Origin of the sequence: Streptomyces sp. NPDC059355 (genome assembly GCF_042752335.1) — a bacterium.
GTDB lineage: Bacteria > Actinomycetota > Actinomycetes > Streptomycetales > Streptomycetaceae > Streptomyces.
In genome coordinates, this window is the sequence record NZ_JBHYXN010000034.1 from 29,969 (window position 1) to 43,434 (window position 13,466).

Consider the following 13,466-nt stretch of genomic DNA (forward strand, 5'->3'; position numbering starts at 1 on the left):
TGCGGGGGTGTCCCGGGGGAGGGGCGCCGCGGGGACGGGACGCCGGGTCCGCTTCAGCGGACCTGCCTCACGCCTCGGTGGTCTCCCCGGTTCCGGTTCCCATCCTCGAAACGCAGCAGGTGTAGCGGCAGACGCCGGCCTGCTCCTCCTCGGCGGGAAGCTGCTGCAGGGCGTCGAGATCGAGCTCCATCACTGATCACCTCCCTTCGTGTCCGGTGGTGCCGGTACGGACCCGGGCGGGGCGGGACGGCCCTGCCCGGTGAGGAACCGCACGACCGATGCGACGACCGGATCGGCGGTTCCGGTCCCGAGCACGGCGTGGCCGCGGTCGGGAAGTTCGAGGTAGTGGAAGTCGGTGCCGGGGCGGCGGCCGAGGGACGTCAGCCGTGCCGCCAGCGCCCGTGAGTGGCCGACCGGCACCGAGTCGTCGCGGGCGCCGTGGACGAGCAGCAGCGGCGCCGCCAGGGCGGGAGCCAACCGTTCCACGTCCCGCGGACCGAGCCGGTCCCGTACGGGGGTCAGCCCGTCCAGTCGCTCGACCATGCCGCGGACCTGCGCCGAGCCATCGGCGTGCAGCCGGGGACCGGACAGGAACGGCGCCACGGCCGCACAGGCCGTCCAGCCGTCGGGCTCGGCCGCCGCTGCCAGCACGGCCAGGAAGGCGCCGTAGCTGACCCCGTACAGAGCCGGCCGGTCGCGCTCCGCACCGCGCTCGCGGATCAGGAAGCGTCCGACGGCGGTGACGTCGGCCAGGTCGGGACCGCCCCACGCCCCGCTGATGGCCAGCGTGTGGGCGGCACCGTAGCCGGTGCTGCCGCGCGGGTTCAGCGCGACCACCGCCGGGCCGGCCGCGGCCAGCGCTTGCAGGAACGGGTCGAAGCCCAGGGTCCAGCGGCTGTTGGGGCCACCGTGCAGGGCCAGCACGACCTGCCGGGCGGTGCGCCAGTCGGGCCCGTACAGCACGGCCTCGACGGGGCCGTCCGCGCCGGGGAAGGTCTCCAGGCGGGCCGGCTGGTGGCCGGGCCGCGCCGGTTCGGGAAGTTCGAGGGCGGTACCGGCGGGTGGCACCCAGCCGAAGGTGCGCGGCCGGCCCGGGTCGGAGTGCGGCAGCCACAGCCCGTGCTCGGTCCACGCCGCGAACGGCAGCAGGTCTCCTGGCGGCATGTCGATCTGACGGGCGGTGCCCGAGAACGGGTCGAGAACGGTGAGGAACGACCTGGCCCCGGACGTGGTGAGCAGGGCCAGCCGGTCGCCGTCCGGGTCCAGGGCGAGCGGGTGGACGGTGCCGGGGAGACCGGTGTCGCCGTGGACCGCGCGCAGCGGCGCGTCACTGTCCAGGTCCGCCAGCGCGAGCCGGTTGCCCTCGGGGGTCAGCCGGGCGAGCAGGACCCGTCCCGCGGCCGCGGCCAGCACGTGGGCCGGCCCGCCGTGCGCCGTCAGGTCCCGGAGCCCGCCGTCGCGGAGGTCGAGCACGACCGGCCGTGGGACGTCGTCGAGCAGTCGGGTGAACAGCACCCGGTGGCCGAGCACGGTCCCGCCGAGCAGCGTGCCGGCCACCCGGGCCGCCACCTCGAACCGGGGCCGGTCCCCGCGCACCGAGTGGACGAGCGTATCGCGCGCCGCGCCGCCGCTCACCCCGAGGGCCAGGAGGCCGGACCCTTCGGGCGCCGGGAGCAGCCGCAGCGGACGCCCGCCCGGCACGGAGACGGTGTCCCGGTGCCCGTCGGCGGTCAGCCGGGCCAGCGACTGCGCACCGCCCCGCCCGTGCCAGGAGGCCAGCACGTTCGTGCCGTCGAGGGGGAGCAGCTGGGTCCAGGCGGGGTCGCTGCCCAGTTCCGTGCGCAGGTCGAGACGGGGACCGGCCGGACCCAGGCGCCAGCCCTCGGCGAAGTGGCGCCCGTCGGTGCCGGTGGCCACACACGCGGCCCGCAGGCCGTCGGCCGAGAACCGGAAGCTGCTGCGGACCGTCACCTCCGCATCGGTCGGCGCGGACCGGCGGCCGTCCGCAGGCAGGACCGCGGTACGGGCGCTCACGGCCGCACCTGCGTACAGTCGGCCGGCCCACCCTGGGGGAACACCGGTCCGTCGGCCATCCACGGCCGCGGACCGCCGTGCCGCAGCCGGAGCAGGAAGGCGACGACGCCGCTCAGACCGACGTTCCAGTCGGCGGTGACCTCCGTCCCGCTTTCGTCCGCGATGAGCAGGCGGCCGTCCCGGACGGCGTGCCGGGCGTACAGCGACGCGGCCAGCTCCTGCGCCCAGTCCCGGTACGGTCCGCCGACGGCGTCGGCGAGGTCGAGCAGGAACTCGCCGTTGCCGGCCAGGCCGTGGCAGGCCGCGGTCGGCGAGGTCCACCGCGCGCCGCGGACCGCGACCGCGGCCTCCTCGGCGGCACGCAGATGGGCGGGGTCCCGGGTGTCCTGCCAGAGCCGGACGAGGAACGTACCGACACCGGACGCCCCGCTGCACCAGTGGTACAGCATCCCGCTGCCGGGGGCGTCGTCGCGGTCGGTGCGCCAGCGGGCCCCCCACGGGCCTCGTTCGGCCTCCGCGACGAGGGTGTTGCCGGCGTCGACGGCGGCATCCAGGTACTTCCGCTCGCCGGTGGCCCGGGCGGCGGCCAGCAGGGTGTACCCGACACCGGCGACGCCGTGGGCGAAGCCGAGGTGCCGGATGCCCGCGAGGGCCGAGTCAAAGTCCTTGGGGACCGGCCAGTACACCCGGTCGCCGTCGTACTCGGCGACGGCCAGCAGGTCGTCCGCCGCCTCGGCCGCCCGTCGGCGGAACTCCTCGCGCCCGGTGGCGTGCCACAGGTGGAGCTGGGTGAGCGCACTGCCGGCGGTGCCGTGGCAGACGTCCGGGTTGGGCCAGCGGACGGGGAGGGCGAGGGCCAACCCGGCCGCGCGTTCGGCCAGTTCCGGGTCGTCGAGGCGGCGGGCGGCGTCGTGCAGCGCCCAGGCGGTGCCGGCGCGGCCGAAGTAGAGCCCGGGCAGCAGCGTCGACACGTCGGTGCGGCGCCGGTCGAGCCAGCCGGCCACCTGCGACAGGGCGGCGCGCAGCCCGTCGCGGTCCCCGGCGGGGCCGGCGTGGGTGTCCGCGAGGGTCAGCAGGCCGAGCACGCCGGCGGCGCCGTGCTGCACGTTGCAGGCGTCGGAGCTGCTGCCGAATCCGGTACTGGGCCACAGGCGCGGGGCGTCGTCGCCCGGCTCCGGGAGGGTGGCCAGCAGATGGGCCAGGCCGTCGTCGACCAGACGCTGCTGGAGCTCGGGGCCGAGCCGGTCGGCGGGGAGGTACCGGTCGGCGGGGAGGCAGCGGTCCGCGCCGCCGCCGGGCGAACCAGCCGCCTGGAGCCGGTCGTTGGCGGAGCCGACCTCCGGCAGCGCCGCCATGGGGGTGTCGGCGTCGAGCCCGTCCAGGAACTCGCCCAGCCGGGCGAGGCTCCAACGTGCTCCCGGCTCCTCATGGGTCAGGCCGAGCACGGCCGGCGCCAGCAGGCGGGCGGCCCGGTTGCGCTCCCCGCTCATCGTGAGCAGCCCGGTGAGCTGCAGCCGGGGTGAGGACGGTTCGGGCCGGCTCCTGGGGAACGCGGGCGCGGCGCCCACGGCCAGGTAGAAGAGGACCGCGCCGAGGGAGTAGAGGTCCGACTCCGGGCCGGGCACCGGGCCGAACCGCGGCCCGTGGACCGCTTCGGGCGCGGCGAACCCGTCGGTGTAGCCGCGGGTGGCCCACTGCCCGGGCCGGACCGCCAGCTCAGGGTCGATCAGCAGCAGCCCGCCGTCGGGCCCCACGATGATGTTGTTCGGGGTGAAGTCCCGGTAGACCATCCCGCGGTCCTGTACCTGGGCCAGCAGCGCGCCGAGCCGGCGGGCCGTCTCCACCACCCGTGCCGGTTCGAGGCCCGCCGTGCGGTCGGTGCGGTCCAGCTCGTCCTGCACCCACTGGGCGAGGGTGCTCCCGGGCAGGTACTCCTGGACGAGGAAGGTGTGGCCGTCCAGGTCGAACAGCTCCACGTGCCCGGCGGCGATCCCGTCGAGCTCCGTCAGTACGGCGGACTCGCGGCGCAGCGCGTCGCGGGCGTCCTCGCCGGTCACCCGGGTGCCGACGTGCGCCCGGGCCTGCTTGACCACGACTTCCGCTCCGGTCCGGTGGTCGAGCGCCCGGTAGATGCCGCCCCGGGCCGAGTGCCGGATCGCCTCACGGATCTCGTACCGGCCGGCGAGCAGGACCGGCCCCGGCGTCCTGGGGGCCGACGGGGCGGCCGGCGACTGCGCGGGGAAGGGCGACACGGCCCAGGCCGGCGGGCAGAACCACGGCTTGCGCAGGTCCTCCGTGGTGGTGCCGTCCGGGGCCTGGACCCGCAGCTGGTGGCTGCCGTCGTTCGTCAGCACCGGCACCCCGCCGTACACGCCGTAGCGGTAGTGCACCAGGCTGCCCGGGCGCAGCCGGCGGTCGGAGAGGATGGCCGGGCCGGGCAGTCCGGCGGTGGCCTCGTCCAGGGCGGCGGCGAGCCGGCGCAGCTGTTCGTCGTCCGACGGGTAGCAGGTGACGATCTTGCCGCACTGGGCGCGGTCGTAGCGGTCCGAGGTCATCTCCTCGACCACCGCGATGTTCTTGGCGAACTTGAAGCCGCAGCCGGCCGCGACCAGGACGGTCGCCGCGCGGTGCACCACCTCGGGCGCCGACAGCCGGGTCGCGGAAAGGTGCAGCTTCCAGCCCTGGATCCGCTCGTCCCGCTCGGGCGGCATCACCCGGCACCAGACGTCGTCCTCGGTGACCGTCCAGTCGTGTGCACCGTGCTCGGCGAGGACCGCCCGTGCCAGGCCCTGCAGACGGAATCCGTCCGCCGTGCCGGCCGTTGCGCCCTTCTCGCCCGACCCTTCGACCTGCTGCACCAGCTGTCTCCCGTCCGTCTGCTCCACCGGCCGCGTCACCGCGTCACCGCGTCACCGCGTCCGCCGGCCGGCGAGGCATACCTCGCCCCGGCACGTCGGTGGGTGGGGGGCCGTGTTCCCCGGCGTCTGCCGGGCACAGGAGGGACGCTAATGCGGTGGGTGGGCGCCACAGATCGTGGATTCCCGCAGGGCGAACCCGTATTGGGCAGGCCGCGGGGAGACTGCGGGAAACCACGACACGTACGTACGGGGTCCCCGGCAACGTCCGTACGAGGGACCGCGAAACGGGTCGGCCCCGGGGCGCTCCCGCAGTGCTGCGGAAGGCTCCGGGGCCGGTGAACAAGCGTGCCGCACCGTGTGCGGCGGTCCCAGGGCTGCTGCCTGATCAGGTCAGACGGAGTCCAGCGCCCGGGCGAGCGCCCCGCGCCGGGCGATGCCCAACTTGCCGTAGACGCGCGTCAGATGCGTCTCCACGGTGCGGACGCTGACGAACAGCCGGGCGGCGATCTTCTGGTTGGTGAGCCCTTCGAGGACCAGGTCCGCGATCTCGCGCTCCCGGGCGGACAGGACGGAGTCCGCCGGGCCGGCGGCTCGCAGGAGGGACGGCGCGCGGTCCGCGGGGCGTTCCTCCCCGCCACGTCCCGCGGGGCCGGGCCCGTAGCCGTCCGGGCCGCCCGAGGACGGGGAGTGCGGAGAGGGCGGGGAGTACGAGGGGGACGGTGCGAGCGGGTGCGAGCCGCGCAGCTCCGCCGCCGTGCTGCGCAGCGCGTGCGCGCCGGCCCGTTCGAACTGCTCCTCCGCAGCGCGGACCGCCCGGGCGAACGCCTCCTCGCGCCCCAGGCTCCTGGCGGAGCGTGCCGCGACCAGGTGCGCCAGCCCGGCCTTGACGGGCCACCCCGCCGCAGCCAGCTGGTCGCCCGCCCGGTTCGCGAGCTGCGTAGCCCGCTCGTGCTCGGCGCGGACGGCCGCCAGCCGGGCGTCGGCGAGCAGCGCGATCGCGCCGCAGACCGCGAGCCCTGGCACCGGGACGCGATTCGCATGCGCGGCGTGCCGGGCGATCGCCTCGGCGTCCCCCGTCCGGGCCCAGAACTCGGCCGCGAGATCGTGGCCGTGGACGCACATCGGATCGGACCGCTCCCCGTCCGGGGACACGAGCAGCCGTACCCCCTCCGCCGGCGGCAGCGGACGTCCCAGGGCCATCCCGGCCTCGGCGCGTACGTGCCGGATGAAGCCCGCCCACAACCACGTCTCCGGCTCCGGGCAGCCTTCCAGGAGAGCCAGCGCCGGCCCGGCGGCCTCGGGGCCGGCGCCGTACAGGATTGCCCGCAGCCGCAGGCCCGCGGCCGGCGCGAGCATCTCCGTCGTGCCGAGCGACCTGGCCAGCTCCAGTGCGGTGTCCGCCGCCGCCAGGGCGTCCTCCATCGGCCCGGACGCGGTCAGCAGCGATGCCCGGACGACGTGCAGTTCGGGGAGCATGTAGCGGTGCCGGTGGGCTTCCGCGAGTGCGAGGGCCTCCTCGACCCGGCGCGCGCACTGGTTCGGCCGCTCCAGCAGGATCTCCGCCCAGCACAGGTCGGGCAGACCGCCGAGGAGCCTCAGCCGTTCGCTCCCGGTGAGGCAGTCGGCGCTGCGCTCGGCCGAGTCGAGCGCGTCGACGGCGCCCGGCACGTCCCCCTGGACGATCAGGCTGAGGCTTCTGAGGGCATCGGCGGCCGCCGCGAGTTCCGGGCGGTCCGACGGGATGTCGAGGGTGTCCAGTCGGCCCCGACATCGCGCCCACTGACCGTTCATCATGTCGCGTCTGGCCAGGCTGATTTCGGTTTCCACCGAGGCGCCGGGCCGGGTGTGCGCGGCCTCCTGCGCCCGGGCCGCCTGGTCTGCCGTACGCGACCACCGGCGCGGGGCCGTGCCCGGTTCCGCCGGGGTGTCGTCGCAGGTGCCGACCTCGTTCAGCAGTCGGTACGCGCGGTCCCCCCGGCCGCGCAGCCGCTCGCCCAGCGCGAGGAGGTCCGCTGCGGCCGTCGAGCCACCGCTCTGGCCGGAGAGCAGCGGTCGCAGCATCTCGGCGGCTTCGTCGAGCCGGCCGGTGACCGTGAGGGCCCGGCCCAACAGCAGCGTGGCCCGCGGGAGCTGGACACGGTCAGCCCGGTCGGCGAGCACCCGCAGCACGGTGCGCAGCCGCCGGATGCTGGTCTCGGGCGCCTGGTGCAACTCCGCCCGGGCGATGTCGACGAGCCGGGCCAGCTCGTCCCCGGACGCCGTGCGGGCCAGGTGCTCGACGTGCGCGGCCCAGGCGCCGGGCGCGGCGCCGCGCCGGTCGAGTTGGGCGGCGGCCCGCCGGTGCGCCTCGACGCGCCAGGCGGGGCTCGCCAGACGGTAGCCGACGGAGCCCAGCAGCGGCCTGCCGAACCGGTACCACCCGGCACTTCCCACCACGCAGCCGTGGTCGGCCAGCTCGTCGAGGGCGATGCCGACCTGGCGCTCCGGCAGCACGGCCACCTCCGCGACGAGCGCCGCGTCGAACTCCGCACCGGCGACGGCTGCGGCCTGCAGCACCGCCCGGGCGCCGGCCGGCAGGCTGTCGAACTCGCCGAGCAGGTCGGGGTCCGGGTACCAGCCGTCGAGGAGGCCCACCGGGCGGGGGTCCCCCGAGACCAGCTCGCCCGCCAGCTCGTCGGCCCGGTCGGCCGGGAGGGCGGCCGTCAGGGAATGTAAGGCGCGCAGCTGGCGGGGGTTGCCGCGGCCCGCCGCGACGAGCTGGCGCTCCCGGGCGGGCGGGGCTCCTGGCACGAGCAGGGCGGCGTCGGCGGGGGCCAGCGGGCCGAGCGCGATCCGCAGCGCGGCGGTGTCCCCGAGGGCACGCGCCAGCCACGGCGGGCAGCCCCCCGTGCGGTGCGCCAGCACGAGGCCGAGGCGCTGGTCGGCCGGCCCGCGCAAGACGTGTTCGAGCAGTCGCAGGGACTCCTCGTCGGCCCACTGGAGGTCGTCCAGGACGAGGAGCACCGGTGTGCGGTCGGCGTTCTCCAACAGGGCGTCCCGCAGGCGGCGGTGCCTGCGGTGGAGCTGGGAGGCCCCCGGGGCCGGCTGGTCGGCGAACTCCTCCAGCAGGTCCAACGCCGGTGTGTGGTAGAGGGCGTGCATCAGCAGCCCGTACGGCACCTCGGTGTCGGCCGGCGTGGCCACCCCCCGCAGCACCTCGCGCCCCGCCGCCGCGGACCGCTCGACCAGTGCCCCGAGCAGCCGGGTCTTGCCGATGCCGGCCGTGCCCTCGACCACCGCGACCTTGCTTGTCCGACGCTCTTCGGTCAACAGCCGGGTGAGCCGGTCCAGTTCGCCGTCCCGCCCGATCAGCGGCCCCTTCGGCGTGCCTGCCGCGCCCGCAACCGTCACCGCATCCGTCACCGCTCGAAACACCGGCATCTCCCCTGATGTCGCGGGCACGGTGCCGACCGCCCAACAAGACGAGCGACACCAGACCTTCACGTCACGCCCGTACGTCCCCCCGAACTGAAGCTGATCATCGCTCCCGTCGCCCCTCCTGTCGAGTGGGGAATCAACCGCCTGTCGGTCGAGGCCGAGGGGCCGGTCGCGGCCTTCTCGTAGCGGGTGGCGATGGCGCGGAAGCCTTCGAGTTGGTTGAAGCAGCGTTCGACGGTGTTGCGGCGGCGGTAGATCTCGAGGTCGAAACCCGCGGGCCGGCCGCCTCGTCGACCGCGGTTGCGGCGGTGCTGCTTCTGGTCGTTCTTCTCCGGGATGGTGTGTCCGATGCCGCGTCGTCGCAGGTAGGCGCGGAATCCGCGTGATCTGTAGGCCTTGTCGGCGATCACGTGGTTCGGTCGGCAGCGGGGTCGTCCCTGGCCGGTGCGGGGTACTCGGATGCGTTCGAGCAAAGGCTGTGCGCAGACGCCGTCGTGTCGTTGCCCCGGGGTGAGCGGTAGGGCCGGCGGCCGGCCGCGGCCGTCGCAGACGAGGTGGATTTTGGTGGTCAGGCCTCCTCGGGATCGGCCGAGGGCGTGATCGTCCGGTTCGTCCGTCCGATGCTTCCCCCTTTGCGGCCGGTGGCGGCGGAGTGCTGGTGGGTGCGGACGATGGTGGAGTCGATCTGGACAGTCCGGATCTTGTAGACCATTCCGTTGACGACCCGGCAGCGGAGCCAGCAACTCTTATTCGGAGTCGGTCAGTTCATGGCGGTGAATCACGACACCGTGATCGACCATCGAACGATGATTTGAAGACGGACCCTAGTCCCCCCGCTTTCCTCGCCGTCGACGATGAAGCCGGGATGCCGTCAGGGCACCCCGGCTTCATCGCGTCCTGCGCCTACGGGGGGGCCGGCTCGGGTCGGGCAGTGGCTCCCGGGCCGTTCGGAGCAACTCCTCGTCGACCGCCGTGCGGCGTACGCCGACCGTGCCACGACCGCGGCTACAGGTCGTACGCGGTCGGATGTAGAGGCTCGTACAGCCCCAGTTCACCGCCGCCGGGCAGCCGGAAGGTGATGAGCCTGCCCCATCGCTGCTCACTGAGCGGCGCCGTGAACTCCACGCCCTGCTCTGCCAGCCCGGCAACGGTCGCCTCGACGTCGTCGCACATGAAGTAGAGCTCGTGCTTCTGGTCCGCGTCCGTCGGATGGACAGCGACCTCGGCGGGCGGCAACTGGATGATGAGCCAGCCGCCGCCGGCATCGACGCTCTTCGCGCCGAGAATGTCCCGCAGGAAGGCGCGGTCCGCTTCTGCATCGCGGCTGTGGAGGATGACGTGCGCTCCGTTGATCACGTCTCGCGACTCTACGTCCCGGCGTCCCGAAGACCGGGCGGAACACACCGTCCGCGTCGCACGGGAGCAAAGGGTGCCGGCGCTCTCGCGTCGGTGGCGAAGGCCGGCCACCCCTCCGAGACGCAGTCCTGGGGATGTTCTCCTCGCTCGTCAGCGGGGGAGGAGGAACCCGGTCCCAGTGATGGGCGACGTACGCTCACTTCTTGCAGGGGAACGTCACCTGTTCGCTGCGGACGCTCTTCTTCTGGTCCGGCAGGTGGAGCGTGACGTATCCAGTCACCGCCTTGGCGTTTCTGGGCGCCGGCATGTCCACGACCTGAAGGACGACTTTGGTGGAGGTGCTCGCGCCGAAGGCGAGGGATCCCGGGGAGACCCGGGTGCGGCTGGTGTTCACGGTCCAGTGGTAGCGGACGGTGCCCGGGCCGGTCGCCGTGATCTTTCCGTCGAAGGCCATGGCCACGGGAGTGCCGTTGCACTCGACGGTCTCGCCCGCCTTCAGCAGGGTGACCACTTCGACTTTGGTGACCTTCACGGCCTGCTTGACCCCGCTCGGCCCGTCGGTTGCGGCCTGCGCCGCGTGGCCGGGGGCGAGGGCCACCGAGGAGGCGAGGAGCGGGGCTGCGAAGAGCATGAGGTGTCGACGCCGCATGGTGCTGCCTTCCGGATGAGGAAAGCCCCCGATCTCGGTCCCAGGATATCGGCAGCCCGCCAGGGCGGCCCGGCAGCCCGAGTTCGCCCCGGTCGAGGTTTCAGCATCACGGCGCCGCCGCCCGGCGTGCGAGCGCGCTCATACCAGGTCGGTCAGGCGTTCCGTGCGGAGCGGGAGCCCAGACCCCCCATGAGCCCGTTGACCGAGGTGTCCACGATGTTCGGGGCATGGGCGGAGGGGATCATGCCCGTACTGAGCAGAACGGCGAGTCCGTGGACGGTCGCGAAGACGAGACGGGCCGCGTCCTGTGCGCCCAGCCCGTCGGCGAGCTCGCCCGCACGGTGGGCTTCCTCGATCACCGCGTAGGGGACGGCGTACGCGGCACGTGCGGCACCTGGGGCCCCGAGGGTCTCCGCGCCGTGCTTGCTCGCGTACATGAGCTCCACGAGCGGCATCCGCCCCTGCGCGTAAGCGATGTAGGTGCGGGCGATCGCCCGGAGCCTGTCCTCGAACGACGGTCCGGCAGCGGAGATCGCCTCCGCCAGACGCAGCGCGAGGGTGTCGAACCCGCGCTGCGCCAGCGCGTCGAGCAGCGCCGCCCGGTCGGGGAAGTGCCGCCGTGGCGCGGTGTGGCTGACTCCGAGCCCCCGGGAGAGCTCGCGCAGGGACAGGGCGCCGACGCCGTTCTCGATGACCGAGCGCTCCGCCTCCTCCAGTAGAGCCGTCCTCAGATTGCCGTGGTGATAGCCGCGCTCCTGCATACCGGCCATGATACCCAAATGTTGCCAATGGAAACTATGTGTCCATTGGTAACATCTAGGGATGTTGTCAGCCTGGAACCATGGGCGCAACGAAGAGCACCCCCTGGACCGCCGCCGCCGCCGACCTCCCCTCCCTGGCCGGCCGGACCTTCGTCGTCACCGGGGCCACCAGCGGCCTGGGCGCCGTCACCGCGAGGGAGCTGGCACGTGCCGGAGCGCACGTGGTCCTCGCCCGTCCGCGACCGGCGTCATGGCCATCCCCGAGGCGCGCACCGTCGACGGGTTCGAGATGCAATTCGGCACCAACCACCTGGGGCCCTTCGCCCTGACGATCCTGCTGCTCCCGCACATCACCGACAGGATCGTCACGGTCGCCTCCAACGCCCACCGCAGAGCGGGCGTGGACGTCGACTTCGACGACATCAACTCCGAGCACGGGTACAGCCCCGGGCGCGCCTACGAGCAGTCGAAGTCGGCCAACCTGCTCTTCACGCGCGAGCTCCGGCGCCGTCCGGCCGCGGCCGGGCCGCCGGTCACTGCGCACGCCGTCCACCCCGGCTACGCGACCACCCCGACTCCGGGCCGCGGAGACCGGTGAATACGCGCGGCGTCGCACGCCGTGCCGATCCGGGCGCATCCGTCACTCCGCGTGACGGAATCGAGGTGTCCGGTGCCCGGGGTGACGTCGGACTGCCGGTCAGGGGCGGGATCCGGGACAATGGAGGAGGGGCGTCCGAGCGGGCACGGTTCCGAGGTGATGGCGGTGCGCAATCGTTTCCGGCCCGACCGGCAGCTGACCGCACGCATGGCGGTGACGATGTTCCTGCTGGGGCTGTTGTACGTGGCGTTCATCGCCGCGCTGATCGTACTGCTGAAGTCCACGGTGCTGGTGCTCGTCATCGCTGCCGCACTGCTGGGTGCGCAGTACTGGTACTCGGACCGGATCGCCCTCTACGCCATGCACGGCCGGCTCGTCACCCCCGAGGAGCAGCCCGAACTGCACGGCGCCATCGACCGGCTCTGCGCCACCGCCGACATGCCCAAGCCGCGGGTCGCCGTCTCGCACATGGACCTGCCCAATGCGTTCGCCACCGGCCGCAACGCCGAGCACGCCGTGGTGTGCGTCACCTCCGGGCTGCAGCGCCGCCTGACCGCCGAGGAGCTCGAAGGCGTCCTCGCACATGAGTTGTCCCACGTCGCGCACCGGGACGTCACGGTGATCACCATCGCCTCTTTTCTGGGCGTGATCGCCGGGCTCACCGTCAGGTTCGCGTTCTACTCGCAGCTGTTCGGAGGTCGGGGGCGCGACCAGAACACCGCTGTCGCCTTCATGGCCGTGATGGCCGTATCCGCTCTCGTCTATGCGATCAGCTTCCTGCTGATCCGTACCCTGTCCCGCTACCGCGAGCTGGCAGCCGACCGCGCCGGCGCCATGCTCACGGGCAAGCCCTCCGCCCTCGCCTCCGCGCTGACCAAGGTCAGCGGGGACATCGCCCGCATCCCGACCGAGGACCTTCGCACCGCGCAGGCGTTCAACGCGTTCTTCTTCACCCCCGCCCGAGGCCCCGGCACGGTGATCGTCAATCTGTTCGCCACCCACCCCACCTTGGAACGCCGGCTCGACGCCCTCGCCGCGATCGCCGCCGAGCTCGGAGGGCCGGGCGGCGAGGCGCCGTGAGAGGGAGCTGAATTCCATGGGGCTATGGGATGCGCTGCTCGGACGGTCGAAGCCGGTCGAGCCCGACCTCGACCAGCTCTTCGCTCTGCCCTCGGCCACCCTCACCCTCCAGGCGGCCATCGACTTCACTCCGACCGGAGCAGGATCGGTCTGCTTCGCGTCCGTCGAAGGAGGGGCCTTCACGCAAGTCCGGCAGGAGGTGGGGGCCCTGCTCGACGCCGACTCGGAACGGTCCCGTGCACCAGTGGAGTTCAGCCATGACGCATACGGCTACTCATGGATGCTTTCCCGCCGGGCCGCCGACGACCTGCCCGCACTGGTGGCTGACCTGCACGCCGTGAACACCGCGTTGCAGGACAGCGGTTTCGGACCACAACTCCTCTGCTCCCTCGTCTCGTTCCGTGACCCGGAGCTACGTCCGCTCGCCTTGGTCTACCTCTACAAGCGGGGCACCTTCTATCCCTTCGCACCGCTCCCCGGACAGATGCGCGACATCCCCCTCGAACTCCAGGCCAGGGCCGTGATCAAGGGCGATCTGCGTATCGAGGAGGACTTGGGCCGCTGGTTCCCGCTCTGGGGAGCGCCCGGCCTGTGAAGGACGGACGGTGTCTGCGGCCCGGTCCGTGGCGTGATCGCGCTCGTCGCCCAAGCCGGACCGTACCTGCACAGTGCCCCCCGGCCGGACGGCCCGGGGCCGGCAGCGGCGGAGACGA

11 protein-coding genes are annotated in these 13,466 nt (G+C 73.5%); 3 read left to right on the forward strand and 8 right to left on the reverse strand.

Translation table 11 applies throughout. The annotated features are described in order from the left end of the window. Positions 1–67 precede the first annotated feature (67 nt). The 8 genes from ACFXGI_RS27540 to ACFXGI_RS27575 form a co-directional block, all read right to left on the reverse strand. Positions 68–190 (reverse strand): ALQxL family class IV lanthipeptide, encoded by a 123-nt coding sequence (locus ACFXGI_RS27540; RefSeq protein WP_384711990.1) that lies wholly within the window; start codon positions 188–190, stop codon positions 68–70. Continuing rightward, the gene (locus ACFXGI_RS27545) at positions 190–2,034 is read right to left on the reverse strand and encodes an alpha/beta hydrolase family protein (protein WP_384711993.1); all 1,845 of its coding nucleotides are present in this window, start codon (positions 2,032–2,034) and stop codon (positions 190–192) included. Before ACFXGI_RS27545 ends, ACFXGI_RS27540 begins: the two co-directional genes overlap by 1 nt. Next, entirely contained in the window at positions 2,031–4,931 is a 2,901-nt protein-coding gene (gene lanL, locus ACFXGI_RS27550; RefSeq protein ID WP_384711995.1) for a class IV lanthionine synthetase LanL, read from the reverse strand. The genes ACFXGI_RS27545 and lanL overlap by 4 nt, the downstream gene beginning before the upstream one ends. 351 nt (positions 4,932–5,282) lie before the next feature. Beyond that, entirely contained in the window at positions 5,283–8,312 is a 3,030-nt protein-coding gene (locus ACFXGI_RS27555; RefSeq protein ID WP_384711998.1) for an AAA family ATPase, read from the reverse strand. Positions 8,313–8,371: 59 nt separating this feature from the next. Continuing rightward, positions 8,372–9,052 carry an IS5 family transposase gene (locus ACFXGI_RS27560; protein ID WP_384712001.1) on the reverse strand — a complete coding sequence of 227 codons (681 nt, stop codon included), beginning with the start codon at positions 9,050–9,052 and terminating at the stop codon, positions 8,372–8,374. A gap of 262 nt (positions 9,053–9,314) precedes the next feature. Beyond that, positions 9,315–9,665, reverse strand: a complete 351-nt coding sequence (locus ACFXGI_RS27565; RefSeq protein ID WP_384712004.1) for a VOC family protein — start codon at positions 9,663–9,665, stop codon at positions 9,315–9,317. 196 nt (positions 9,666–9,861) lie between these two features. Continuing rightward, positions 9,862–10,314: a hypothetical protein gene (locus ACFXGI_RS27570; RefSeq protein WP_384712007.1), complete on the reverse strand. Its 453-nt coding sequence runs from the start codon at positions 10,312–10,314 to the stop codon at positions 9,862–9,864. A 152-nt stretch (positions 10,315–10,466) separates the two neighbouring features. Next, positions 10,467–11,084, reverse strand: coding sequence for a TetR/AcrR family transcriptional regulator (locus tag ACFXGI_RS27575; protein ID WP_384712009.1), 618 nt, complete (start codon positions 11,082–11,084; stop codon positions 10,467–10,469). Between the two features lie 241 nt (positions 11,085–11,325). On the opposite strand from ACFXGI_RS27575, the gene ACFXGI_RS27580 reads away from it, so the two are divergent. From ACFXGI_RS27580 to ACFXGI_RS27590, 3 genes are all read left to right on the forward strand, one after another. Further along, the gene (locus ACFXGI_RS27580; protein WP_384712011.1) at positions 11,326–11,673 is read left to right on the forward strand and encodes a hypothetical protein; all 348 of its coding nucleotides are present in this window, start codon (positions 11,326–11,328) and stop codon (positions 11,671–11,673) included. Between the two features lie 165 nt (positions 11,674–11,838). Then, positions 11,839–12,753, forward strand: coding sequence for a zinc metalloprotease HtpX (gene htpX / locus ACFXGI_RS27585; RefSeq protein WP_384712013.1), 915 nt, complete (start codon positions 11,839–11,841; stop codon positions 12,751–12,753). Positions 12,754–12,769: 16 nt separating this feature from the next. After that, a complete protein-coding gene (locus ACFXGI_RS27590; RefSeq protein WP_384712015.1) occupies positions 12,770–13,348 on the forward strand; it encodes a hypothetical protein in 579 nt (192 codons plus the stop codon). Positions 13,349–13,466: the final 118 nt, after the last annotated feature.